Annotated in this window: 20 protein-coding genes; 9 read left to right on the top strand and 11 right to left on the bottom strand. The window is 67.0% G+C overall.

Features of this window, described 5'->3' with window-relative positions:
• Positions 1 to 4 precede the first annotated feature (4 nt).
• The 7 genes from CDO87_RS20430 to CDO87_RS20400 form a co-directional block, all read right to left on the bottom strand.
• Positions 5 to 1,270, bottom strand: coding sequence for a glycerate kinase (locus CDO87_RS20430; RefSeq protein ID WP_100930487.1), 1,266 nt, complete (start codon positions 1,268 to 1,270; stop codon positions 5 to 7).
• Positions 1,263 to 2,687, bottom strand: coding sequence for a carnitine 3-dehydrogenase (locus CDO87_RS20425; protein WP_100930486.1), 1,425 nt, complete (start codon positions 2,685 to 2,687; stop codon positions 1,263 to 1,265). The genes CDO87_RS20430 and CDO87_RS20425 overlap by 8 nt, the downstream gene beginning before the upstream one ends.
• 13 nt (positions 2,688 to 2,700) lie before the next feature.
• Positions 2,701 to 3,147, bottom strand: a complete 447-nt coding sequence (locus CDO87_RS20420) for a lipocalin (RefSeq protein ID WP_254698223.1) — start codon at positions 3,145 to 3,147, stop codon at positions 2,701 to 2,703.
• Positions 3,144 to 3,770: an SGNH/GDSL hydrolase family protein gene (locus tag CDO87_RS20415; RefSeq protein ID WP_254698222.1), complete on the bottom strand. Its 627-nt coding sequence runs from the start codon at positions 3,768 to 3,770 to the stop codon at positions 3,144 to 3,146. Before CDO87_RS20415 ends, CDO87_RS20420 begins: the two co-directional genes overlap by 4 nt.
• 358 nt (positions 3,771 to 4,128) lie before the next feature.
• A complete protein-coding gene (locus CDO87_RS20410) occupies positions 4,129 to 4,839 on the bottom strand; it encodes an RlmE family RNA methyltransferase (protein ID WP_100930484.1) in 711 nt (236 codons plus the stop codon).
• 85 nt (positions 4,840 to 4,924) lie between these two features.
• Positions 4,925 to 6,037, bottom strand: coding sequence for a Ppx/GppA phosphatase family protein (locus tag CDO87_RS20405; protein ID WP_100930483.1), 1,113 nt, complete (start codon positions 6,035 to 6,037; stop codon positions 4,925 to 4,927).
• Positions 6,038 to 6,081: 44 nt separating this feature from the next.
• Positions 6,082 to 6,762 carry a sulfotransferase family 2 domain-containing protein gene (locus CDO87_RS20400; protein WP_100930482.1) on the bottom strand — a complete coding sequence of 227 codons (681 nt, stop codon included), beginning with the start codon at positions 6,760 to 6,762 and terminating at the stop codon, positions 6,082 to 6,084.
• A 250-nt stretch (positions 6,763 to 7,012) separates the two neighbouring features.
• Between CDO87_RS20400 and CDO87_RS20395 the strand changes: the two genes are divergently transcribed.
• The 4 genes from CDO87_RS20395 to CDO87_RS20380 are packed head-to-tail and all read left to right on the top strand — an operon-like array spanning position 7,013 to position 10,036.
• A complete protein-coding gene (locus CDO87_RS20395) occupies positions 7,013 to 7,342 on the top strand; it encodes a virulence factor (protein ID WP_100930481.1) in 330 nt (109 codons plus the stop codon).
• Positions 7,343 to 7,368: 26 nt separating this feature from the next.
• On the top strand, positions 7,369 to 8,301 hold the full coding sequence (locus CDO87_RS20390; protein ID WP_100930480.1) for a 5,10-methylenetetrahydrofolate reductase: 933 nt from the start codon (positions 7,369 to 7,371) through the stop codon (positions 8,299 to 8,301).
• Positions 8,298 to 8,966 (top strand): HAD family phosphatase, encoded by a 669-nt coding sequence (locus tag CDO87_RS20385; protein WP_198521768.1) that lies wholly within the window; start codon positions 8,298 to 8,300, stop codon positions 8,964 to 8,966. The genes CDO87_RS20390 and CDO87_RS20385 overlap by 4 nt, the downstream gene beginning before the upstream one ends.
• A complete protein-coding gene (locus CDO87_RS20380; RefSeq protein ID WP_100930478.1) occupies positions 8,963 to 10,036 on the top strand; it encodes a methyltetrahydrofolate cobalamin methyltransferase in 1,074 nt (357 codons plus the stop codon). Before CDO87_RS20385 ends, CDO87_RS20380 begins: the two co-directional genes overlap by 4 nt.
• A gap of 250 nt (positions 10,037 to 10,286) precedes the next feature.
• Here CDO87_RS20380 and CDO87_RS20375 read toward each other — a convergent pair whose 3' ends face one another.
• The 3 genes from CDO87_RS20375 to CDO87_RS20365 all read right to left on the bottom strand — a co-directional run bounded on the left by CDO87_RS20375 (position 10,287) and on the right by CDO87_RS20365 (position 15,082).
• The gene (locus CDO87_RS20375; protein ID WP_100930477.1) at positions 10,287 to 10,541 is read right to left on the bottom strand and encodes an excalibur calcium-binding domain-containing protein; all 255 of its coding nucleotides are present in this window, start codon (positions 10,539 to 10,541) and stop codon (positions 10,287 to 10,289) included.
• A 131-nt stretch (positions 10,542 to 10,672) separates the two neighbouring features.
• A complete protein-coding gene (mfd, locus tag CDO87_RS20370; RefSeq protein WP_100931054.1) occupies positions 10,673 to 14,152 on the bottom strand; it encodes a transcription-repair coupling factor in 3,480 nt (1,159 codons plus the stop codon).
• A gap of 402 nt (positions 14,153 to 14,554) precedes the next feature.
• Positions 14,555 to 15,082 (bottom strand): component of SufBCD complex, encoded by a 528-nt coding sequence (locus tag CDO87_RS20365; RefSeq protein ID WP_100930476.1) that lies wholly within the window; start codon positions 15,080 to 15,082, stop codon positions 14,555 to 14,557.
• Positions 15,083 to 15,295: 213 nt separating this feature from the next.
• On the opposite strand from CDO87_RS20365, the gene thpD reads away from it, so the two are divergent.
• The 4 genes from thpD (at position 15,296) to CDO87_RS20345 (ending at position 20,589) form a co-directional block, all read left to right on the top strand.
• Positions 15,296 to 16,231, top strand: a complete 936-nt coding sequence (gene thpD, locus CDO87_RS20360; RefSeq protein WP_100930475.1) for an ectoine hydroxylase — start codon at positions 15,296 to 15,298, stop codon at positions 16,229 to 16,231.
• A gap of 105 nt (positions 16,232 to 16,336) precedes the next feature.
• Complete coding sequence (gene hemB / locus CDO87_RS20355) at positions 16,337 to 17,332, top strand: porphobilinogen synthase (RefSeq protein ID WP_100930474.1); 996 nt, start codon at positions 16,337 to 16,339, stop codon at positions 17,330 to 17,332.
• A gap of 263 nt (positions 17,333 to 17,595) precedes the next feature.
• Positions 17,596 to 18,150, top strand: coding sequence for a YSC84-related protein (locus tag CDO87_RS20350; RefSeq protein WP_100930473.1), 555 nt, complete (start codon positions 17,596 to 17,598; stop codon positions 18,148 to 18,150).
• A 126-nt stretch (positions 18,151 to 18,276) separates the two neighbouring features.
• The gene (locus tag CDO87_RS20345) at positions 18,277 to 20,589 is read left to right on the top strand and encodes a PBP1A family penicillin-binding protein (protein WP_100930472.1); all 2,313 of its coding nucleotides are present in this window, start codon (positions 18,277 to 18,279) and stop codon (positions 20,587 to 20,589) included.
• Positions 20,590 to 20,651: 62 nt separating this feature from the next.
• Here CDO87_RS20345 and CDO87_RS20340 read toward each other — a convergent pair whose 3' ends face one another.
• Positions 20,652 to 20,921 carry an usg protein gene (locus tag CDO87_RS20340; protein WP_100930471.1) on the bottom strand — a complete coding sequence of 90 codons (270 nt, stop codon included), beginning with the start codon at positions 20,919 to 20,921 and terminating at the stop codon, positions 20,652 to 20,654.
• A 192-nt stretch (positions 20,922 to 21,113) separates the two neighbouring features.
• Between CDO87_RS20340 and gyrA the strand changes: the two genes are divergently transcribed.
• A complete protein-coding gene (gene gyrA / locus CDO87_RS20335; protein ID WP_100930470.1) occupies positions 21,114 to 23,846 on the top strand; it encodes a DNA gyrase subunit A in 2,733 nt (910 codons plus the stop codon).
• The last annotated feature ends 52 nt before the right edge of the window (positions 23,847 to 23,898 follow it).

Raw genomic sequence — 23,898 nt, 5'->3', positions numbered from 1 at the left:
CGCGTCAGGTTTCAGCTTCGATGAATATCGCCCTGAAATCGTTGACGTTTGTCCCGGTTGGCCCGGGCGCGAAGATGTCACCAATTGCGTCGAAGGCGCCGTAGGGATCCTGCTTACGAACGAAGTCGCGCGGGTCGTGCCCCGCTTCGCGTAGCCGCGCCATACTCTGACCGTCGCAGAAGGCCCCTGCATTGTCTTCGGTGCCGTCGATGCCGTCGGTATCCGCCGCCAATGCGCTGATCGGCATCCCCTCTGTGCCAAGGGCAAACCCCAGCAGAAACGCGGTGTTGCGACCGCCGCGGCCCGGGGTTTCGCCCAGCGTCACGGTGGTTTCGCCGCCTGACAGCATGACAACCGGCGGTTTGAAAGGACGACCCCGGCGGGCCACCTCGCGCGCAATGGCGGCGTGCACCGAGCCGACATCGCCCGCCTCACCCTCGATGGCATCCGACAGGATCACCGGCGTGATGCCCGCGGCCTCGGCCTTGGCCGCCGCCGCTTCGAGCGACAGACGGGCTGAGGCCACGACCCGGACCACGTTGCGTTCAAAGGCCGGGTCCATCGGTGAGGGTGCCGCGGCGGCCTCCGTCGCGATGTGGGCCATGACCTTTTCCGGCAGGGCGATGTTGCGCGCGCGAATCATCGCCAACGCGTCTTCGCGCGTGACCCAGTCAGGCACCGTCGGGCCAGAGGCGACCTGCGCCGGATCGTCGCCCGGCACGTCCGAGACCACCAGCGACACGACCTGCGCCGGTGCTGCGGCAGCGGCCAGACGCCCGCCTTTTATCCGGCTCACATGCTTGCGGATCGCGTTCATCACCCCGATGGGCGCGCCGGAGGCCAGAAGCGCGCGGTTCAGCGCCTGTTCGTCTTCAAGCGTCAGCCCCTCCGGCGGGGCGGGCAGAAGGGCAGAGCCGCCACCGCAGACCAGCGCCACGACCAGATCGCCGGGCGTCAGGCCAGAGACGGCGCTGAACACCTCTTCCGTCGCGGCGAGACCGGCGGCATCCGGCACCGGGTGCGCGGCCTCTATCACCTTCAGGTGCTTGCAGGGCGCGGCATAGCCGTAGCGTGTGACGACGACGCCCTCTACCGGGTCTCCCCACAGCTCTTCAAAGGCGGCCGCCAGTTGCGCCGCGCCTTTGCCTAAGGCCACGACCACGGTGCGCCCCGGCGGTTTCGGCGGCAGCACGTCGCGCAGCGCCTGCCTGGGATCGGCGGCGGCCACGGCGGCCTCGAACAGATCGGTCAGAAAGGCGCGCTTATCCATCGGTCATCTCCTCTTGGCGGGCGTGGGCGGCGGCCAGCCGTTCGACGGCCTCTAGCACATGCGGCAGCGGCGGACAGGACCGGCGCGTCTCGAGGGAAACATGCAGCATGAACTGGTCGCAGGTCGACAGGAGTGCATCGTCCGAAGCGCGCTTCATCTCGTGCCACAGGCGCAGCTTCTTGCCCTCGCCCAGCGTGACGCGCGTTTCAACGTAAAACTCCTCTCCCGCAATGGTTTCGGCAAGATACTTGATGTTGTTTTCAGCGGTGAAATAGCTGTGGCCCGCCGCGATGTAGGCCCGGTCGGCCCCGATGTGGGTCATCAGCTCTTCGGACGCGTCGGAGAACACCTGCCCGTAGCGGCCTTCGTTCATGTGGCGGTTCATGTCGGTCCAGTCGACCGGCACGGTCCGCCGGACGGTCACCAGCGGCACGCCGTCACCAAGGTCGCCGCGCAGCATCGCGTCATGGTCGAGGATCAGCTTGCCCGCCGCCGCCTCGCGGCCCTTGAGCGCCCGCAGGATCGCCACGAGGTTGTCGTCCCGCTGACGCTCCAGCTCGCGAATGGAGAACTGGCCCGACTGCGCGTCCGACTGGTCGGCGATCAGGTCGACCAGTTCATCGGTAAACTCCGGCACGTCCATCAGCTTGGTCCAGGGCCACGACAGGCACGGCCCGAACTGCGCCATGAAGTGCCGCATCCCCGCTTCGCCGCCCGCGACGCGGTAGGTCTCGAACAGGCCCATCTGCGCCCAGCGAAGGCCGAACCCGTAGCGGATGGCATTGTCGATCTCTTCGGTGGTGGCGATGCCGTCCTTGACCAGCCACAACGCCTCGCGCCAGACGGCCTCGAGGAAACGGTCGGCGATATGGGCGTCGATCTCGGCGCGCACATGCAGGGGGTACATGCCGATCTCGGTCAGGATGGTGCGCGCGCGGACCACCGTCGCATCGTCCGCCCCGCCCGGCACCAGTTCGACCAGCGGCAGCAGGTAGACCGGGTTGAACGGATGCGCGACGACGATCTGTCCGGGCCGCGTGGCGCCCTCCTGCAACTCGGAGGGTTTGAACCCGCTGGTGGAGGAGCCCAGGACCGCACCTTCCGGCGCATGGGCCTGAATCTCGCGGATGACCCTGTGCTTGAGGTCGAGCCGTTCGGGCACGCTTTCCTGGATGTAATCGGCGCCTGTGACCGCCTCCGCCAGATCCTTGTGGAAGGTGATCGTTCCACGCTTCGGCATCGGCGCCTCGTAGAGCATCGGCAACGCGCGGGCGGCGCCAGCCATCACCTCTGCGATCTTGCGCTCCGCCTCCGGATCGGGATCGAAGATCCGCACGTCCCAGCCCATCAGTGCAAAGCGCGCGGCCCAGCCGCCGCCGATCACCCCGCCGCCGACGATGGTGGCTATCTTCGTCATGTGACGCTCTCCCTCATTTCATCACCCGGGTCAGGTCGTACCCGTACCATTCCAGGATGTCCCGTGCTGCGTTCAGCCGTTCTCCGGGGCGGCCCGTCCGGTCGAGAATGGCGAACCAAGCGCCCCCCGGCGCGCCCATGGCCAGCGTCCGGTCGTCATCGTCCAGCCAGTGCACCCAGACCTCCGTCTCGCCCGAGGCGAAGCGGCCTTGCCCCTTCGGCACGAAGGCCTCCGCATACGGGCCGATCTGCAGGGCGCCGTTGCCCATGCGGACCGGGGTGCCGGGCCGCGCCCGGCTGCTTTGCACCACGACCCACTGGCCCTGGACGCGCGCGGGATCGGCGTTGACCTGCGACGCCACGGCGGTTGTCGGGTTGCGGACCGGGATCGGCGCATGCGGTGCCTGGGGCGCGACCGAACAGGCCGCCACAAGCAGGATCGCCGGCACTGCGCGGATCAAGACAGACGGGCCCGGATGGCGGGGGCCAACGCCTGTCCCAGCGCGATATGCGACTCAGGCTCCCAATGGACACCGTCCTTCGGCGACACGGTGGCGTATTGGCCCGCATCGAAGAACCCGATGCCCTGACGTCCGGCCATCTCTGCCAGCCGTTCGGTCAATCCCTGCTGTCGCGCCTCTGCCCCGAGGTAGGGCGCCTCAAGCGCGCCGCATTCGCGCACCGGGGCGGGCGCGATGACCATGAAGTCGGACACCACGGCCTCTGCCCTGCTCATGATGACCAGCCGTTCGACCGAGCGGGCGATCTCCCAGGCGGTGACCGAAAAGCGGTTCTTCAGGTCGTTGGTGCCAAGCATGATCAGCATCAGGTCGATGGGCCGGTGGGTGTGGAGGATCGCGGTCAGCACCGCCTGCCCGTTGCGGCAGCCGCCCTCCACCGGATCGTCGTGCACCGTGGTCCGACCGGGGAGGCCCTCCTGGATGACCTCGTGCCCGTCGCCCAGTTCCGCTGCCAGCACGTCGGGCCAGCGCTGGCCTTTCGGATGGCGCGCCTGACCGCCGGGCCGGTCCAGCGGCGCGGTCCCGTGCGTGTTGCTGTCGCCGAAGCATAAAATGACTGCCATGGTGCCTCCTTTGCGTGCAGTGAGACCCGGCGCGCGGCCATGGTCAATCCCCATGCCACCAAATCGCACCTCGACCGTCTTGGAATCGCCCCGGTCCCATGCAATTGAACACGTGGGGCACCCTTCTGCCGGGGGTATTGACGTGACCATCTCGACCGCCACTCACCAGCCGGAGCAGCGCTCCGGACGACACGCGCGCCTGTTCGACCTGCACCGACAGACGCAGGCCCCGCGGGAGGCCCGGCCCGATCTGCTTGCGGCAGAGGACAGCCTGCGCATTCAGGCCAGTGCCGCGCAGTCGCTGACAGCGGGACCGCGGCGCAGGCCCAGCCTTCTGCGGGCCCTGCTGCGCCGGTTCTCAGCCCCGAAAGCCGGTGGCTACGACGAACTTTTCCGATGAATCCGAACGGCTTGCGGGCGGCTTGAAATTCGCCACCTTGTCGAACCGCTGCTTCAGGGTGGACTGGAGCGTGCCTTCGGCCCCGCCCGCCAGCACCTTGGCCACGAAGGTCCCGCCCTCTTCCAGCACGTCGAAGGCCAGTTCCGCCGCTGCCTCGCAGAGGGTGATGATGCGCAGGTGATCGGTCTGCTTGTGACCGGAGGAGGCCGCGGCCATGTCCGACATCACCACATCCGCGCTGCCGCCCAGCCAGTCCTTCACCTTGTCGTCGGCCCCGTCTTCGAGGAAGTCGAGTTGGTGCAGTTCCACGCCGGCGATCGCGTCGACCTCCTGCAGGTCGATGCCAAGAACGAAGCCCTGCGCCTTGCCGGGCTTCTCGCCCAGGGAATTGACCCGCCGCGCCGCAACCTGACACCAGCCACCCGGCGCACAGCCCAGATCGACGACCCGCGCGCCGGGCACAAGGAAGCGGTACTTGTCGTCGATCTCGAGGATCTTGAAAGCCGCGCGGCCGCGGTAACCCTCTTCCTTCGCCCGCTTCACGTAGGGGTCGTTCAACTGACGTTGCAGCCAGAGGGTCGAGGACAGCTTGCGCCCCCGGGCGGTCTTTACCTTGACCTTCAGATCGCGCTGCCCGCGTCCGGATGAGTTCTTCGGCCCCTTCGCCATCGTGTCGCGACCCTGTCCTGTCAGTTCTGTGAAAACGGTCCGGGCGGCCAGTCAGCCCCCCGGCGCGCTCTTTCCGAGAAACCGTCTATAGCGGACCGTCTTCCAGAACGCCATCCGCCGACATCTGCGCGTAAAGCAGCCCTTCGCGCAGGCCGCGGTCCGCCACGCTCAGCCGGTCGGTGGGCCAGAGCCGCAGCAGCGCCTGCAGGATGGCCGAACCCGACATGATGAGGGCGTGCCGGTCCGGCCCGATGCGCGGATCGCGGCGGCGCCCGGTCGGTCCCATCTCGAGGTAGTTCTGGATCACCGCCTCGATCTGGTCGGAGGACATGCGCAGCCCGTCGACCTTCGTGCGGTCGTAGCGCCGCAGCCCGAGGTGCGATGCCGCAACCGTGGTCACGGTCCCCGAAGTACCTACGATCTGGAACCCCTCGCGCGCCTGTTCGTCCTGGTAAGGCGCGAATTCGGCGAGGTTTTCCTCGAAGTACCAGCTCATCAGAGCGTATCGCGCGGCGTCGTCCTGCACGTCCGAGAACTGGTCGCGCAGGGTCGCCACGCCGAGCGGCACGGAGATCCAGTCGACCACTTTCGCAGAGGGAAACGGCGAGGACGGCGGATGGAACCCGGCATGAAGCCGCATGATGGCACGCGGCCGTTCACGCGGTTCGACCGCGCTGAGGTCGATCCACACCAGCTCTGTCGAGCCGCCGCCGATGTCCACCACCAAAAGCTGCTCCGTCTTGGTGGAGACGAGCGGCGCGCAGGAGATTACGGCAAGGCGGGCTTCTTCCTCGGGCTGAATGATCTCCAGCGTGAGGCCGGTGTCGCGCCGCACCTGCCGGATGAACTCGCGCGCGTTCTTGGCACGGCGGCAGGCCTCCGTCGCGACAAGCCGCATGCGCTGCACGTTGTGGCGTTCGATCTTCTGCTTGCAAACACGCAAAGCAGAGACCGTGCGCCCCATGGACGCACGGCTTAACCTTCCGGTCATCTCCAGCCCCTGCCCCAGCTGGACGGACTTGGAGAAGCTGTCGACCACATGGAACTGGCTGCCCTTCGGCTGGGCAATCAGCATGCGGCAACTGTTTGTTCCCAGATCCAGAGCCGCGTAGAGGGCATTCGGATCCGGGTCTGTCGGCGCGGGACTCTCAACCGGTCTCGGGAAAGCGCCCGCAGCCTTGGGACGCTTGGGCGCCATGATGATGCGCCTCTTCCGATCTCAACTTGATTTCAGGATACGCCTCAGTTCGGTATCGCGCAAGCCGCATGTATCTTAGATCCGAAGGGGTTGCGGAAGTAGCCCTTCAGGAGCGCGTATTCCTGTTCGAGGAAAGGCCGGATCGCATCCACCGTTTCGTCGAGCAGGTCGTCGAGCACCAGCTTGCGGCGCGTTGCATTGGCATGCGGCACGGTCAGCATCCGCCCGGTGCGCACCGAGAGGTCATTCTCCAGTTCGTCAAGCTCGGACGTGCGGTAGACGCGATCGAAGTCCTCTTCGGGCTGGGGGCCGACAAAGAAGGCGGCGCTCATGCAGTGATGTTTAACCAGCGAGGAATGCATCTTGTAAGCTTCTAGATTCAGGAAGAAAAAGTCCGGATCCGGGTCGACGGGATAGCGCGCGGACTTGCGAAGGCGCGGGCTGTTCGACATCTCTTCGCGGTTGGCGACGATGTCGGTGTAACACGACATCAGCCGCTTTACCGGATCGCGGACGACGCAGAAGCGGAAGTAGTCGGCGTAGCGCACCCAGCGGTCGCTGCGGAAACGGCGGGTCGGGTAGACTTCGTGCCAGACCTGCACGTCCGGCGTGTCGGGCTGCGACACGTCCGGGTCGACCTGCGCCAGCGTGCGCTTGACCGAGGTGCAGGCCGATTTCGGCAAGGGCGTGAAGGCCAGCCTGTATGCGTCCACCGTGATCGTCATCGCCCCGTCCCCTTCAGCCTCCGATTGAATGGTTAATCAAAGGTTTGGCCGGAAAATGCGGCGTTAATGGGTCGGGAGTCCTCAATCATTTCATCATTTTCCTGAAAACTTTGGGGCAAAGGTGCCGTTCACCTTCCGGTCTGTTTCACATAGGCTGTCGCTCATGATGCGTCACGGGTCGAAAACCGACACCGTCCGGCGCATCCCTGCAGGTAGAGAGACCTTCAGGCGAACAGGGGAATCGACGCTGATGAGCACGGAACTGACCATTGTCTACTGGCGGGACATCCCGGCGCAGGTGATCGTCGGCAAGGGCCGTCGCGGTGCCAAGGCACAATTGCCCGAGCGCTTCGAACAGGCGATCGACCGTGCCGCGATGAAATCCGGTGCGGCGGAAACCGACGCCTACCTGGCGGAGTGGCGCAAGGTGCCCTCCGGCGAGGTGGCGGGCGATCCGCAGGAGGCGGCGGCGGATGCGGCGGCGCGACTGGATGCGGAATACGACAGCGAGCGCCTCAAGACCCTGATCGCCAATGGTGGCTGGGCCGATGTTTCTGCGCAGGCGGAAAACCAGGCCTGAAGTTGATGACCCTGAAGGAGGCTCTCATGGCTTTGTTCCAATTTCGTAAACGCGAAGACCGCTCTTTCACCGAGACCCCGGGCAATGCCGCCGTGGAGGCCTTCCTGAAGGGCTATTCCATCGAGGTCATGCCGCGCACGGCCTCCAAGGTGGAGAATTTCCGCGACCTGCTGCCGGAAGGCACCCGGGTCTACATCGCCCACATCGACGGCACCCCCATCGAAGAGATGGTCGCCACGGCAAAGCGTTTGTCGTCCGAGGGTTACAACGTGATGCCGCACTTCCCCGCGCGCATCATCAAGGACGCCGCGACGCTCGGGAACTGGATCGCCATGTACCAGGGCGAGGCCGGCGTCGAGCAGGCGCTGCTGCTGGCCGGCGGCGTGTCGGAGCCGCACGGCGACTTCCACTCCTCCATGCAGCTCATGGAAACCGGCCTGTTCGACAAGGCGGGCTTCAAGCGGCTGCACGTGGCGGGCCACCCCGAGGGCAACAAGGACATCGACCCCGACGGCTCCGACCGTGCGGTGATGGAGGCGCTGCGCTGGAAGCAGTCGTTCTCGGAGCGGACGGACGCGCAGATGGCGCTGGCCACCCAGTTCGCATTCGAGGCGAAGCCGATCATCGAATGGGTCAACCGCCTGAATGCAGAGGGGATTTCCCTGCCCGTCCACATCGGGATCGCGGGTCCGGCCAAGCTGCAGACGCTGATCAAGTTCGCCATCGCCTGCGGTGTCGGCCCCTCGCTCAAGGTGCTGCAGAAGCGCGCGATGGACGTGACCAAGCTGCTGCTGCCCTACGAGCCGACGGACGTCCTGGCAGAGCTGGCGGCCCACAAGGCGGCCAACCCGGCGTTCGGTATCGAGCAGGTGCACTTCTTCCCGCTGGGCGGCATCAAGACCAACGCCGAGTGGGCCATCGACAACGGCGGCGAAGCGGCGCGCCCGGCGAACGGATGACCAAACCCGCGCTGCTCTTCGACCTCGACGGCACCATGCTGGACACGGACGCGATCCACGCCCGTGTCTTTGCCGAAATGATGGCGCCTTACGGGATCGAGGTGACCCACGACTTCTACATGGCCCGGGTCCACGGCCGCCTGAACGTTGATATCTTTGCGGAAATCCTGCCCGATCTGGATGATCCGCAAGGCCTGTCGGAGGCGAAGGAGGCGGAGTTCCGCAATCGTCTGCCGCGTCCCTATCCGGGGATGCCGGGGGTTCAGGCGCTGGTGCGCGCGGCAGAGGCCGAGGGCTGGCGGCTGGCGGTGGTGACCAACGCCATGCGCGCCAACGCCGAGGCGATGCTGCAGGCCATCGAGTTGAGGGACGCCTTTGAAGTCATTGTAATCGGGGAAGAATGTGAGCGCGGCAAGCCCGATCCGATGCCCTACCGGGAGGCGATGCGCCAGCTTGGCGTGGCACCCGGCCACTGCATCGCCTTCGAGGACAGCCCCTCGGGGATGCGGGCTGCGGCGGGGTCCGGGGCCTATGCCATCGGTATCCGCTCCAGCCTCGACGATGCCACTTTGCGGGCCAGCGGCGCACGCGAAACACTACAGGATTTCAAGGACATATCGCTCGACGCTCTGTGCGCGCGATTGAAGGGAGAGACCACCACATGACCCGTACCGTCGTCGAGTCGAAGACCAAAACCGCGATCATCGGATTTGACCAGCCGTTCTGCGTGATCGGGGAGCGTATCAACCCGACCGGGCGCAAGATCCTCAACGAGGAACTGGAGCGCGGCGACTTTTCCCGCGTGGAGGCGGACGCCATCGCGCAGGTCGCGGCGGGGGCCACGGTGCTCGACATCAACTCCGGCGCGGTGTTCTCCAACAAGATGGCCGAGGACCCGCGCTATGCCGACAACAACTTTGTCGAACCGGAGCTGATGCGCCAACTTGTCGAGTGTGTTCAAAAGGTTGTGGACGCTCCCTTGTGCATCGACTCCTCCGTTCCCGGCGCGCTGGAGAACGGTCTTGCAGCGGCAGAGGGGCGTCCGCTGCTGAACTCCGTCACCGGCGAGGAAGAGCGGCTGGAGCTGGTTCTGCCGCTGGTGAAGAAATACAACGTGCCGGTCGTGGCGATCTCGAACGACGACACGGGCATCAGCGAGGACCCGGAGGTCCGCTTTGCCGTCGCCAAGAAAATCGTCCAGCGCGCGGCCGATTTCGGCATCCCGGCACACGATATTGTGGTCGACCCGCTTGTCATGCCTATCGGCGCGATGGCCACGGCTGGTCATCAGGTGTTTACCTTGGTTAGGCGCCTGCGCGAGGAGCTGGGCGTGAACACCACCTGCGGCGCGTCCAACATCAGCTTCGGCCTGCCCAACCGGCACGGCATCAACAATGCCTTCCTGCCGATGGCGATGGGCGCGGGCATGACCTCCGCGATCATGAACCCGGTGGCGCTGCCGATCAACGCGGCCAAGATTGCCGAGAAGAAACAACAGGTTGAAGCCGCGGGCATCATCCTGCCCGAGGACATGGACGACGAAACCTTCGTCACCCTGTTCGGCATGGGGTCGACCAAGCCGCGTCCCGGCAAGGAGATGGAGGCCATCCGCGCCGCCAACCTGCTGACCAACCACGACGACGGTGGCGCGGCCTGGATTTCCTTTAACAAACCTGCCGGGGAAGCCGGTGGCGGTGCCGGCGGGCGCCGTGGCGGGCGTCGCCGCCGGGCCTGAGCGCCCGCGCACCGGCCCCAAACCAAGTCAAGACATGCGGCGCGCGGCCTGTTAACCGCGCGCCGTTTACGTTTTGGAAAGGTGAGTCCCGGCCGGTTCGGCCCCCTGAACCGGCCGGTTGTTAACCATCGCCCCGGCCCCGGGGCGCCCCATTCGGGGTCAGCCAGACCGTTTTCCGGTGCGACGCAGGATTTCCGCACCAGCGGTCATCACGACCGCGTGAACGCCGGGCCGAAAGGCAGGAAAAACCTCAGCAGCGGGAGCGGCAGAGGTTTTCGCAGGGGATGCCGTCGTGATCGCCGTCCCGCTTCGACTGTCCGCACTGGATCAGCTTGAAGCAGGCCTCCTCACAGGAACGCAGTTGCTTGCAGCTCACGTCCCGGCAGTCGTAGGCCTGCGCGGTCTGGTAAGGCGCCAGCCGCGACCGCAGGTCGGCGGCCGTGAGCGGTTCCGCCGTGGCGGAGGACGTGGTGGCGATGAGAAGAAGAACCGTGAGAACTCGCATGGTGAACACCCGTTAACGTTTCGTTCATACACGTTAACGGAGCGGTCCCGCCCGCCAAACAGGAAACGCCGCCGCACCACGCGGTTTGCCCGGCGGCACGCGGTCGCAGACCGACAGGCGCATGACCGGAGTCAGGCCTTCTCGGCGCGCTTCTTCAGGACGCCCGCGTGTTCGGCCAGATCGCGGGCAATGGCGAAGGCGCCCTGGATCTTGTCGCGGTCCTTCTTCCAGTCGCGGCGGACGACGATCTTGTTGTCCTTGATCTTCGCCAGCCCCTTCTGGTCGTTGATGAATGCCACCAGCCCCTCGGGCGAGGCGAACTTGTCGTTGTGGAACTGGATCGTCGCGCCCTTCGGCCCGCCGTCGAGCTTGGCGATGCCCGCGCGCTTGCACATCGCCTTGATGCGCACCACCAGAAGAAGGGTGTTCACCTCGCGCGGGAGCTTGCCGAAGCGGTCGATCAGCTCGGCGGCAAAGCCTTCCAGCTCCACCTTGGTGGTCAGGGACGACAGGCGGCGGTACAGGCCCAGCCGCACGTCGAGGTCGGGCACGTAGTCTTCGGGGATCAGCACCGGCACGCCGAGGTTGATCTGCGGCGCCCACTGGCCGTCTTCCTCGGTCAGGCCCTCCATCTCGCCGGAGCGGATCTTGGAGATCGCCTCCTCCAGCATGGACTGGTACAACTCGTAGCCCACGTCGCGCATCTGGCCGGACTGTTCCTCGCCCAGGAGGTTGCCCGCGCCGCGGATGTCGAGGTCCTGCGAGGCGAGGCTGAAGCCCGCGCCCAGCATGTCGATGGCCCCCAGCACGCGCAGGCGTTTCTCGGCGGTGGCGGTCAGCTTTGCGCGCGGCTTCGTCGTCAGGTAGCAGTAGGCGCGGGTCTTGGACCGGCCCACCCTGCCCCGGATCTGGTAGAGCTGGCTGAGGCCGAACATGTCGGCGCGGTGCACGATCATGGTGTTGGCGGTCGGGATGTCGAGGCCGGATTCCACGATGGTGGTGGCCACCAGCACGTCGTACTTGCCGTCGTAGAAGGCGTTCATCCGCTCGTCGAGGTCGCCCGCCGCCATCTGGCCGTGCGCCACCACGTAGGAGCATTCGGGGACCTGTTCCTTCAGGAATTCCTCGATCTCCGGCAGGTCGGTGATCTTCGGCACGACGACGAAGGACTGCCCGCCGCGGTAGTGTTCGCGCAGGAGCGCCTCGCGCACGGTGACGGGATCGAATTCCGAGACATAGGTGCGGATCGACAGGCGGTCGACCGGCGGCGTGCCGATGATCGACAGGTCGCGTACCCCGGTCAGCGAGAGCTGCAGCGTCCGCGGGATCGGCGTGGCGGTGAGCGTCAGCACGTGGATGTCGGAGCGGAGCTGTTTCAGCCGTTCCTTGTGCTGCACGCCGAAGCGCTGCTCCTCGTCGATGATCAAGAGGCCGAGGTTCTGGAAGCGGATGTTCTTGGCCAGAAGCGCATGGGTGCCGATGGCGATGTCCACGGTGCCCTTGGCGATGCCCTCGCGAGTCTTGGCGGCCTGCTTGGCCGGGACGAAGCGCGACAGGGCCGCGACCTCGAGCGGGAAGCCGCGGAAGCGTTCGGCAAAGGACTTGTAGTGCTGGCGGGCGAGCAGCGTCGTGGGCGCGATCACCGCCACCTGCACGCCGGACATGGCGGCGACAAAGGCGGCGCGCATCGCGACCTCGGTCTTGCCGAAGCCCACGTCGCCGCAGATCAGCCGGTCCATCGGCTGGCCGGACTGGAGGTCGGCCATCACGTCGTCAATGGCGGCAAGCTGGTCGTCGGTTTCGGAGTACGGGAAACGCGCGGCAAAACTTTCGTAGGCGCCCGGCGGCGGGTCGAGCATGGGCGCCTTGCGCAGGGCGCGTTCGGCGGCGATCCGGATCAGCCGGTCGGCCATCTCGCGGATGCGTTCCTTGAGCTTGGCCTTCTTCGCCTGCCACGCGCCGCCGCCCAGCCGGTCGAGCAGACCCTCGTCGTGGCCGTACTTGGACAGCAGCTCGATGTTCTCGACGGGCAGGTAGAGCTTTGCGTCCTCGGCGTATTGCAGCAGCAGGCATTCGTGCGGGCTGCCCGCGGCGGTGATGACCTCCATCCCCATGTAGCGGCCGATGCCGTGGTCGACGTGCACCACCAGATCGCCCGGCGACAGGGACTGGTGCTCGGTCAGGAAGTTCTCGGCCTTGCGGCGCTTCGCGGGCTTGCGGATCAGCCGGTCGCCCAGCACGTCCTGTTCCGAGACGACGGTGATCCGCCCCTTGTCGCCCGCGGCCTCCCACGGGGCCTCGAACCCGGTGTCGAGCGCCCAGACCGCCAGGTGCAGACCGCGCTTGCCGACGCGGGTGGCGTTGGAGATCGGGATGACCTCGGCCAGGCCCTCGTCCTCGATCAGGCCGGTGAGGCGTTCGCGTGCCCCTTCGGACCACGAGGCGATGACGACAGGGCCCAGATCTAGCTTCTTCTTCACGTGGTCGGCAAGGGCGGCGAACAGGCTGATGTTTTCCTGCTGGCGCTCGGGGGAGAAGTTGCGCCCGATGCGCCCGCCCGCGTCCACCACGCCCGGCCCGGTGGCCTGCGGCAGCGGATGGAACTGCACGCGGCGGCGGTCGCCGATCGCCTGTTCCCACGCGCCATCATCGAGGTAGAGCAGGTCCGGCGGGACGGGCTTGTAGACCGTGCTGCCCAGCGTCTTCTTCTGCGAGAGCGCGTGCTTGCGGGTCTCGTACTGGTCGGCGATGCTGTCCCAGCGCGACAGCCGCGCGGGCGTCAGCTGGTCGTCCATCAGCACCGGCGCGCCCGGCAGGTAGTCGAAGAGCGTTTCCAGCCGGTCGTGGAAGAACGGCAGCCAGTGCTCGATCCCGGCGTGCTTGCGGCCGGCGCTCACCGCCTCGTAAAGCGGGTCGTCGGTGCCTGCCGCGCCGAATTCGATCCGGTAGTTCTGGCGGAAGCGCAGGATCGCCGCCTCGTCGAGGATCACCTCGGACACCGGCGCCAGTTCCACCACGTCGAGCTTTTCCGTCGTCCGCTGGGAGGCCGCGTCGAAGCGGCGCGCGCCCTCCAGCGTGTCGCCGAAGAAGTCGAGCCGCACGGGCCCGCCCTCGCCCGGCGGGTAGATGTCGATGATGCCGCCGCGGATGGCGTAATCGCCGGGCTCCGTCACCGTGGGTGCCTGGCTGAACCCCATGCGCACGAGGAAGGCGCGCAGGGCCTCCTCGTCGACACGGTCGCCCACGCGGGCGGTGAAGGCCGCCTCGCGCAGCACCTCGCGGGCGGGCAGACGCTGCATGGCCGCGCCCAGCGTCGTCAGCAGGACAAAGCGGTCCGGCATGCCGTGCGCCAGCCCCGCCAGCGTCGCCATGCGTGCCGCCGAGATGTCGGCATTGGGCGACACCCGGTCGTAGGGCACGCAGTCCCAGGCGGGGAAGACCACCACAGGCATGTCCGGGGCAAAGAAGGCCAGCGCATCGCGCATCGCCGCCAGCCGCTTGTCGTCGCGGGCGATGTGCACCACCGGCCCGCCCGCCTTCGCCACCTCGCCCAGCACGAGCCGCGCGTCAAAGCCCTCCGGGGCGCCGCCGATGATCACCTGTCCAGCCATGCCGCCCCAGATGGCCCGACCGTGCGGCGCCGTCAAGCAAGACCTCTCCGTCCCCCGCCGTCACCGATCCAGCGCAAGGGCCCGGCACACGCGCCCCCGCACCGGCCCGACCGCCGCCAGCTTTCTTCCGGAGCCGTCCCTCGCCTGTCGATGCCCCGACGGGGGCGGCGCGCCGGGACAAGCCAAATCGCCGAGGGGCCCCCGCAAGGGGGATACGGCTATTTTGCTTGGCGCGGGGCGACGACCCTGTCAGGCAGCAAGACGGCGAGGGACGGCATCGGCAGAAAGCAGGGTTTTCTTCTGGTGAGTCCCGAAACCCTCCCCGCGAAGGACATCGCACGCCCTTGCCCACAAAGGACCGGCCCGACGTAGGGCGGGGCTATGCGCCGCCCTGCCCGGCGCTCAGCCGCCGAGCACGCCGATGGAGAGGTTCTGGAACATCCCCCAGAGCGCGGTGACGAAGATCGACACAAGCCCGATCATCTGGGTGATGACCCGGTGCACCCGCAGGCGGCGCCAGAGCGGCTCTCCGGATTGCTCGCCCGCGCGGATGCGGCGCGCGGAATAGACGCTCAGCAGCCCCACCAGCGTCATCGGGAAGCCCAGCAGGAAGAGCGCCTGCGCCAGTTCCACCCCGTACCAGAATCCGAGGATCGCGGCGCCCGACAGGAAGGCCGACGTCAGGGCCGAGAGGAAGAGACCGGATTCGTCGACGATGTAGAGAAAGCGGTTGGTGTTGATGCGCACCAGGTCCTCGAGGTCCTGTTCTGCCTGCCCGCCGCTGCGGCGCGCGCGGGCGACCATGTCGAAGGGCACGCCCAGCACCCAGTGGCTGGTCGAGGACCACAGGACGGCGAGGACGATCCAGAACCAGAGGTTGGAGAAGGACCGCATGTCGATCACTTCGAACACCGTGCCGTACCAGTCCATGCCTGCCTTTTCCCTGCTGCTTTTCGGACTTACTACCGCGCGTCCGCGCAAATGCCCAGCGACAAACAGTCGGGACCCGCGGGCGGCGTTGACGTGGCTTCCTTCCCCGGCGGCGGGTGCACACAGGATGGAACCCGGGGCGGGTCCCGTGCGCTGAGGAAGCAGACGGATGCTTGATCGTCCGTCGCCGAAAACCAATCACAGGAGGAACCAATGCCGCTGGAATACGCGCCCGATCCCGCATGCGCCGATGCCTACCCCACCCGTGCCCCCGAGCGGGAGCGCTGGATGGAGCGTGAGGACCCGGTGCTCTGGCAGGACTGGGAGGCGGATGCGCCGATCACCCGCGAGGAGGCCGCATTCTTCGAGAGGAACGGCTATCTCGTGCTGAAGGACCTGTTCACCCCGGCCGAGGTGAAGGCGCTGGTCGCCCGCGCCGGAGAGATCCGGTCCCGGCTGGCGGGCAGCGATGCCGATCACGTCGTCACCGAACCGGGCGGCGACGCGGTGCGCACCGTCTTTCAACTGGAGGCGGAAGACGCGCTGATGGACAGGCTTTCCCGCGACGCCCGGCTGGCGGGGATCGCCCGCTTCATCCTGGGCGACGAGGTGGCGATCCACCAGTCGCGCCTGAACTACAAGCCGGGCTTCACCGGCAAGGAGTTCTACTGGCACTCGGACTTCGAGACATGGCACGCGGAGGACGGGATGCCCCGGATGCGCGCGCTGTCGGCCTCGCTCTTGCTGACCGACAACGTGGCGCACAACGGCGCACTGATGCTGATGCCGGGGTCGCACAAGACCTACGTGTCCTGCCGGGGCGAGACACCCGAGGACAACCACAAGTCCTCGCTCGCACGCCAGGAGGTGGGCACGCCCTCGCAGGAGAGCCTTGCCGACATGGCGCGCCTTTGCGGGATCGACGATGCGGAGGGTCCGGCGGGCACGCTGATCCTGTTCGACTGCAACACGCTGCACGGCTCGAACGGGAACATCACGCCCAGCCCGCGCTCCAACGCGTTCTTCGTCTACAACGCCGTGTCGAACGCGCCCGTGGCGCCGTTTGCCGCTCCCGCGCCGCGCCCGGACTACCTGGCCCGCCGCGGCACGCCCGAGGCGCTTGAGGTGCGCGAGGGCGCCCTGGCCTGACGGAACCGCCCCTGCGGCCCGCCCCAATTCGTCGCGGGCGGGCCACTGGACAAGCGGGGACCGCGGGTGCATCCCTTTTGCGCGCGAAGCCAAAGGAGATGCCAGATGCACAGCCACGCCCCCTTCCCCGCCCTGCGACTTCGCCGTCTGCGCCGCACGCCCGCGCTTCGCGCGCTTGTGGCCGAGACGGTGCTGAGCCCGGCGGACTTCATCTGGCCGGTCTTCGTGCGCGACGGCGAGGGCGTGTCGGAGCCGATCCATTCCATGCCCGGGGTGAACCGGCTGTCGGTCGACAAGGTGGTGGAAGCCGCGCGCGAGGCCCATGCGCTGGGCATCCCGGCGATCTGCCTGTTTCCCTATACCGACCCGGCGCTCAAGACCAAGGACTGCGCCGAGGCCTGGAACCCCGAGAACCTGTCGAACCGCGCCACCCGCGCGATCAAGGCGGCGGTGCCGGACATCGCGGTGATGACCGACGTGGCGCTCGACCCCTACAGCATCGACGGCCACGACGGCTTTGTGGAGGACGGGGTGATCGTCAACGACCGCACCGTCGAGGCGCTGGTGAAGCAGGCGCTGTCCCAAGCCGAGGCGGGCGCCGACATCATCGGGCCCTCGGACATGATGGACGGGCGCATCGGCGCGATCCGCACCGCACTTGAAGGCGCGGGCCATCAGGACGTGCTGCTGCTGAGCTACGCGGCCAAGTATGCCTCTGCCTTCTACGGGCCGTTCCGCGATGCGGTGGGCGCGTCCGGCGCGCTCAAGGGCGACAAGAAGACCTACCAGCAGGACCCGGGCAATTCCGACGAAGCCATGCGGCTGATCGCCCGCGACCTGGGCGAAGGCGCGGACATGATCATGGTAAAGCCGGGGATGCCGTATCTGGACATCTGCCGCCGCGCCAAGGACACCTTCGGCGCGCCGACCTTCGCCTACCAGGTGTCGGGCGAATACGCGATGCTGGCGGGCGCGGGCGAACGCGGCTGGGTCGACGGCCAGAAGGTGATGATGGAGAGCCTGACCGCCTTCAAGCGCGCAGGCTGCGACGGGGTGCTGACCTACTTTGCCCCCGCCGCCGCGCGTCTTCTGAACGGCTGAGGCGCGCTGGGCGCTATTGGCGCCCGGCCGCTGCCCCGTCAACGATTTCAACGCCTTGCAGAGGGGCGGCGCCTGACGCCGCGTCCGCCGGCCTGCGCCGGGCAAGGCGGCCCCTGCCCGTTTCCCCATCGCCTGCCCCCATCAATAGCGGGTCTTCGCGCATCGACCACAAGTTGAGGTGACAAGCCGCCCGCGCGCGCGTATAAAAGGCGCAACCGGCGGCACAGCCGGACGAACGAGGCATCGGCAGAAAAGAGCACACCATGACACATACGCGACGCGACGTATTTCTCGGCCTTGGGGCCGTGGGCCTTTTGGGCGCCTGCGCCAACGGCGTCGGCGGCAACGGCGGGGCAACCATCGACGCGAGGGTCGACTCCACGCTTGCACAGCTTTACGGCGACTACCCCGCGACCCGGCAACTGGCGGAGAAATCCGCGGGCCAGCTTGTCATGCCGCTGGTGACGGAAGCGGGTCTAGGCTTTGGCGGCGGCGGCGGCAACGGCGCGCTGCGGATCGGTGGCGCGACGGTCGACTATTACAACATGGTCAAGGCGTCGGGCGGCCTTCAGATCGGTGTCCAGCAGTACAGCCATGTCCTGTTCTTCATGACCGACGACGCGCTGCAGACCTTCCGCCGTTCCGGCGGTTTCGCCGCGGGCGCCGGTATTGCCTATGCCACCCCGCAAAAGGGCGAGGCGCTGGCAGCCGAGACGACCACGTCGCTTGCGCCGGTGATCGCGGTGATCTTCGGCCAGTCCGGCCTGCGGGTCGGCGCGACGCTGGAAGGCGTGAAATACACGCGCATCATTCCCTGACCTGACCGGACAAGATGCCGTAAACGGCAGCGCGGCCACACCGGCCGCGCCTTTGCGGCAAATTTTTGTATCAGGCGGGAACGGTAGAGGGCTCCGGGCATTGGTCTTTCGACAGGAGAGACCAGAATGACCAGCGAGCAAAAGTCACAGGACCGTCCGTCCACCTCCCGCAACGCCATCCGGCACCACGGCAAGCAGCTATTCGGCGGCGCGCGGACCTTCGGGTCGGGCGTCGGGCGCAGGCTGGGCCGCACCGGCTGGAAGACGCGCACGGCCCTTGCGCTGGGCACCGTGGCCCTCTTGGGCGCCGCCAGCGTGTCGGTGGCGGTTGCCTCCCTCGACGATCTGGACGCGCTCGAAGCGCGGCGCGAACGGCCCCTGCGGCTGGAGGACGCCACCGGCGGGCCGCTGTTTGCCCGCGGCGAGCGCCCCGCCGATTACGCCACCATCGAGCGCATCCCCGACACGCTGGAAAACGCAGTCATCGCCATCGAGGACCAGCGGTTCCGCGATCACGGCGGGCTCGACTACCGCTCCATCGGGCGGGCGTTCTGGACCAACGCCGCCGCCGGAGAGATCGTTCAGGGCGGCAGCACCATCTCGCAACAGCTTGTGAAGATCAGCTACCTTGAGCCGGAACGCACCTACAAGCGCAAGCTGCACGAGGCGCTGCTGACCCGCGAACTGGAATCGGCGCACACCAAGGACGAGATCCTCGAGATGTATCTCAACCGGGTGTACCTCGGCAGCGGCGCCTACGGGATGCCCTCTGCCGCGCAGGTGTACTTCGGCAAGCCGATCGACGACCTGAGCCTTGCGGAAAGCGCGCTTCTGGCGGCGTCGATCCAGGCGCCGTCCATCGTGAACCCGCGCAACGACATGGAGGCGGCGCGCGACCGGGCCCAGGTGGTGATCCGCGCCATGGTTGCGAGCGGCAGCATCGACGAGAACGCCGCCAACGCGGCACTGGCCGAACTGACGGTGATGGCGCCCTCCTCCGGCGAGCAGCCCTATGGCGGCTGGTTCGCGGACATCGCGGCGCGTCAGGGCGAACAGCTGGCGGCGCGGTTCTCCGGTGCCGGTGCGCTGCGCACAACGCTCGATCCCGAATTGCAGCGGCTGGCGGAGCGCGCGGTGCAGACCCGGCTTGCGGGCCTGCCGATGGAGGCGGCGCTGGTCGCCCTGCGTCCCGATGGCAGCGTCGCGGCGCTGGTCGGCGGCAAGGACTACCAGGTGAGCCAGTTCAACCGGGCGACGCAGGCGCAGCGGCAGCCGGGGTCGACCTTCAAGACCTTCGTCTACCTGACCGCGCTGGCCGACGGCTACAGCCCCGGCACGGTGATTTCCGACCGGCCCGTGGACATCGACGGCTACGCGCCGGAGAACTTCGGCGGCCGGTTCTATGGCGACGTGCAGATGGCCACCGCCTTTGCCAAGTCGATGAACGCGGCGACCGTGCGGCTGGCGATGGACGTGGGATTGGCCGACGTGGTGAAGACCGCGCGGCTGCTGGGCATCGACGCCGAGCTGTCGGAGACGCCGTCGGTCGCGCTTGGCGCTTCGGGCGTGTCGCTGCTGGACCTGACGGCGGCCTATGGCGCCATCGCCACCGGGCGCGCGCCGTTCGAGACGCATTTCGTGAGCGGCATCACCGCTGGCAACGAACAGACCTACTATCCGTTCAAGTGGAAGACGCCGCAGATGACCGGCCGCACCGCGCAGCTGATGAACGCGCGCGCCGACATGGCGGCGATGCTGCGGGCCGTGGTGACGGACGGCACGGGCAAGGCCGTGGCGGATGTGCCCGGCGCCGTGGGCAAGACCGGCACCAGCCAGAACTTCCGCGACGCGCTGTTCGTCGGCTGGAACGACGCGCTGATCGTGGGCGTCTGGGTCGGCAACGACGACAATTCGCCCATGGACGAGGTCACCGGCGGCTCGATCCCGGCGGAGATCTGGTCGGACTTCCTGACCGCGGCGCAGGGCATGGACGTGAGCATCCCGCAGGTGGCGGAGCCCCGTGCGGTCGAGCCCGAGGCGGTCGCGCCCGGCACCCCTGACCCTGCTGCCAGTGGCGCGCAGGCGGTTGTCGCCGCCGTGCGGTCCGAGCCGGGCGAGGCGGAAGCGGTGGCGCGTGACGACCGTTCCGAGCTGGAGATCGCGCTGGGGGCTGCCCTCTCGCGGATGGAGAACGACGGACGTGTGCGCGGCAAGGACATCGAGGAGCTGCGCCGCACGGTGGAGCGCGAGTTGCAGGACGGCGACGTGCACGGGCTGCGCGAGTTCGTGATCCGGTCCTGGGCCGACTCCGTGGGCCAGACCACCGCTCAGCAGCAGTGCAACATCCGCGCCTGCCAGCGTGCCTACCGGTCGTTCCGCGCGTCGGACTGCACGTTCCAGCCCTACGGTGGCGGACCGCGGGAAATCTGTACGCAGTAACGCGCCGGATCGGACTTTCACACAAGGGCGGCCACGGGTCGCCCTTGTGCCGTTTCAGCCCCTCAGTGGTAGCGGAATTCACCCACCACGTTGCGCCATTCGCCCGGCGAGATCATCTTGCGGTGGGTGAAACGGATGGAGTGCAGCGGCCCCTCGATCCTGTCCTGCCAGAACTCGATGAAGCCGAAAAGCTTCGGATGGTCCGGCGCCAGGTCGTAATCCTGCCAGACGAAGGTGTTCAGCACGTTGCGGTAATCCGGCATGCGATAGAAGATCTCTGCCGTGGTGAGCCCGTAGCCTTTCAGCATCAATTCCGTTTCGGTCATCTGCATCTTGTTAGCCCTTGGAGTTTGCCGTAAGGACATGGTGCCGAGACCGTTATTACTTTTCAATGAAAACAGTGTGTTAGCAGGCATATCCGGTGGCTGCCAAAAGCACTGCACCCCGCGCCATTGCACCCCATATCCTGCATCTGATATAAGAGCGCCAACAAGATATGGCAGAATGACGGACAGGCTCCAGACGTGACCGATACGCCCGAACCCCCTGAAAACGAAGAAGAAAAGCGTCCGAGCTACATCGGCCCCTCGATCTCCATCGAAGAAGAGATGAAGTCGAGCTATCTCGATTACGCGATGAGCGTGATCGTGAGCCGGGCGATTCCGGACCTGCGCGACGGCCTAAAACCTGTGCACCGGCGCATCCTCTACGCGATGCACGAAGGCGGTTACACGCCCGACAAGTCGTACCGGAAGTCGGCGAAATCCGTGGGCGAGGTGATGGGCAACTATCACCCGCACGGCGATTCCGCGATCTACGACGCGCTGGTCCGCATGGCGCAGGACTTCTCCATGTCGCTGCCGCTGATCGACGGCCAGGGCAACTTCGGCTCCATGGACGGCGACCCGCCGGCGGCCATGCGTTACACCGAAAGCCGGCTGGCGAAATCCGCGCTGCAATTGCTGGTGGATATCGACAAGGAAACCGTCGATTTCCAGGACAACTACGACGGCAAGGAACGTGAGCCCACGGTTCTGCCGGCCCGCTATCCCAACGTGCTGGTCAACGGCGCCGAAGGCATCGCCGTCGGCATGGCGACCCGCATCCCGCCGCACAACCTCGGCGAGGTGATCGACGCGACGCTGGCGCTTATGGACAACCCCGACCTCAGCTCCGAGGACCTGATGGAATGGGTCAAGGGCCCGGACTTCCCCACCGGGGGCATCATGCTGGGCCGGTCCGGCGCGCGGAAGGCCTACCTCGAAGGGCGCGGGTCGGTCATCATCCGTGCCGCCACCCGGGTCGAGGAGATCCGCAAGGACCGCTATGCCATCGTCATCAGCGCCATCCCCTACCAGGTGAACAAGGCCACGATGATCGAGCGCATCGCCGAGGCCGCGCGCGACAAGAAGATCGAGGGCATCGCCCACGTCCAGGATGAATCCGACCGCGATGGCGTGCGGGTCGTGGTGGAACTGAAGCGCGACGCCACCGCCGAGGTGGTGCTGAACCAGCTTTTCCGCTTTACCCCGATGCAGACCTCCTTTGGCTGCAACATGCTGGCGCTGAACGGCGGCAAGCCCGAGCAGCTCACGCTGCGCGGTTTCCTGTCGGCGTTCCTCGACTTCCGCGAGGACGTGATCGCGCGCCGCACCGCCTACCTGCTGCGCAAGGCCCGCGAACGGTCTCACGTGCTGTGCGGTCTGGCCGTGGCGGTGTCGAACGTCGACGAGGTCGTGGCGACGATCCGGTCGTCCGCCGATGCGGCGGAGGCCCGGCAGCGGCTGATGGAGCGGCGCTGGCCCGCGCACGAGATCCTGCCCTACATCGCGCTGATCGACGATCCGACCCACAAGGCCAACGAGGACGGCACCTACAACCTGTCCGAAACGCAGGCCCGTGCGATCCTCGACCTGCGCCTGCAGCGCCTGACCCAGATCGGTGTCAAGGAAGTCACCGACGAGCTGGAAGACCTGGCGTCCAAGATCAAGGACTACCTGGAGATCCTGTCGAGCCGCGAGCGGATCACCGGCATCATCCGCGAGGAAATGACCGCCATCCGCGACGAGTTCGCCGTGCCGCGCCGCACGGAGATCGTCGACTGGGCCGGCGACCTCGACGACGAGGACCTGATCGAGCGCGAGGACATGGTCGTGACCGTCACCGCGGGCGGCTACATCAAGCGCACCGCGCTGGCTGACTTCCGCGCGCAGAAGCGCGGCGGCAAGGGGCTGTCCGGTGGCGGGCTGAAGGAGGACGACGTCGTCACGACGCTGTTTGTCGCCAACACCCACACGCAGCTTCTGTTCTTCACGACGGACGGCATGGTCTACAAGCTGAAGACATGGCGCCTGCCGCTGGGCGGACGCACGTCGAAGGGCAAGGCGATCGTCAACATCCTGCCGATCCCGGCCGGTGTCTCCATCGCCGCGATCATGCCCGTGGACCGGGACGAGGACGAGTGGGACGACCTTCAGATCGTCTTTGCGACCTCCAAGGGTTCGGTCCGCCGCAACCGGCTGTCGGATTTCACCAACGTCATGCGCAACGGCAAGATCGCGATGAAGTTCGAGGGCGAGGACGAGAACACCCGCCTGATCAACGCGCGCATCTGTTCGGAGGATGACGACGTGATGCTGGTCACCAACTCCGGCCGGGCGATCCGTTTCCCGGTGCCGGAGGTGCGGGTCTTCAACTCGCGCAATTCGACCGGCGTGCGCGGCATCCGCCTGATGAACGGCGACGAGGTCGTGTCGATGTCGGTGATCCGCCACTTCGAGGCGGAGTCGGACGAACGTGCCAGCTATCTCAAGATGCGCCGCCTGATGGCCGGCGTGACAGACGACGAGGCCGGCGACGAGGAAGGCGATGCGGACACGCCGCTGCCGCAGGAACGCTATGCGGAGATGTCGGCGGTCGAGAACCTGATCCTGACCGTCACCGCCAAGGGCCTGGGCAAGCTGTCGTCCTCGCACGATTACCCGGTGCGCGGACGTGGCGGCCAGGGTGTCACCGCGTGGGAGAAATCCATGCGCGGCGGCGATATCGTGGCCTCCTTCCCGGTGGAACAGGGCGACCAGATCATGCTGGCGACCTCTACCGGCCAGTCGATCCGGGTGCCGGTGGACGGCATCTCGTTCCGGTCGCGGAGCGCGGGCGGCGTGCGGGTGTTCAACACCGGCGCGGGCGAAACCGTGGTGTCCGTGGCATGGATCGCGGACCAGGCCGACGAAGAGCCCGAGGACAGCGCCGACTGACACAGTCGGCCTATGCGAGAGATCGTCACGGCCCGGCCCTGCGCCGGGCCGT

It is taken from the genome of Sagittula sp. P11 (genome assembly GCF_002814095.1).
In the GTDB taxonomy this organism is placed as follows: domain Bacteria; phylum Pseudomonadota; class Alphaproteobacteria; order Rhodobacterales; family Rhodobacteraceae; genus Sagittula.
Note: the sequence above shows the minus strand (reverse complement) of the source record. Positions and strands in the feature narration are given on the sequence as shown.

What these genes read in the sequence shown, in the direction of transcription:
- CDO87_RS20430 (WP_100930487.1), bottom strand. Translation starts at nt 1,270, where the DNA reads ATGGATAAGCGCGCCTTTCTGACCGATCTGTTCGAGGCCGCCGTGGCC.
- CDO87_RS20425 (WP_100930486.1), bottom strand. Translation starts at nt 2,687, where the DNA reads ATGACGAAGATAGCCACCATCGTCGGCGGCGGGGTGATCGGCGGCGGC.
- CDO87_RS20415 (WP_254698222.1), bottom strand. Translation starts at nt 3,770, where the DNA reads ATGGCAGTCATTTTATGCTTCGGCGACAGCAACACGCACGGGACCGCG.
- CDO87_RS20410 (WP_100930484.1), bottom strand. Translation starts at nt 4,839, where the DNA reads ATGGCGAAGGGGCCGAAGAACTCATCCGGACGCGGGCAGCGCGATCTG.
- CDO87_RS20405 (WP_100930483.1), bottom strand. Translation starts at nt 6,037, where the DNA reads ATGGCGCCCAAGCGTCCCAAGGCTGCGGGCGCTTTCCCGAGACCGGTT.
- CDO87_RS20400 (WP_100930482.1), bottom strand. Translation starts at nt 6,762, where the DNA reads ATGACGATCACGGTGGACGCATACAGGCTGGCCTTCACGCCCTTGCCG.
- CDO87_RS20395 (WP_100930481.1), top strand. Translation starts at nt 7,013, where the DNA reads ATGAGCACGGAACTGACCATTGTCTACTGGCGGGACATCCCGGCGCAG.
- CDO87_RS20390 (WP_100930480.1), top strand. Translation starts at nt 7,369, where the DNA reads ATGGCTTTGTTCCAATTTCGTAAACGCGAAGACCGCTCTTTCACCGAG.
- CDO87_RS20385 (WP_198521768.1), top strand. Translation starts at nt 8,298, where the DNA reads ATGACCAAACCCGCGCTGCTCTTCGACCTCGACGGCACCATGCTGGAC.
- CDO87_RS20380 (WP_100930478.1), top strand. Translation starts at nt 8,963, where the DNA reads ATGACCCGTACCGTCGTCGAGTCGAAGACCAAAACCGCGATCATCGGA.
- CDO87_RS20375 (WP_100930477.1), bottom strand. Translation starts at nt 10,541, where the DNA reads ATGCGAGTTCTCACGGTTCTTCTTCTCATCGCCACCACGTCCTCCGCC.
- mfd (WP_100931054.1), bottom strand. Translation starts at nt 14,152, where the DNA reads ATGGCTGGACAGGTGATCATCGGCGGCGCCCCGGAGGGCTTTGACGCG.
- CDO87_RS20365 (WP_100930476.1), bottom strand. Translation starts at nt 15,082, where the DNA reads ATGGACTGGTACGGCACGGTGTTCGAAGTGATCGACATGCGGTCCTTC.
- thpD (WP_100930475.1), top strand. Translation starts at nt 15,296, where the DNA reads ATGCCGCTGGAATACGCGCCCGATCCCGCATGCGCCGATGCCTACCCC.
- hemB (WP_100930474.1), top strand. Translation starts at nt 16,337, where the DNA reads ATGCACAGCCACGCCCCCTTCCCCGCCCTGCGACTTCGCCGTCTGCGC.
- CDO87_RS20350 (WP_100930473.1), top strand. Translation starts at nt 17,596, where the DNA reads ATGACACATACGCGACGCGACGTATTTCTCGGCCTTGGGGCCGTGGGC.
- CDO87_RS20345 (WP_100930472.1), top strand. Translation starts at nt 18,277, where the DNA reads ATGACCAGCGAGCAAAAGTCACAGGACCGTCCGTCCACCTCCCGCAAC.
- CDO87_RS20340 (WP_100930471.1), bottom strand. Translation starts at nt 20,921, where the DNA reads ATGCAGATGACCGAAACGGAATTGATGCTGAAAGGCTACGGGCTCACC.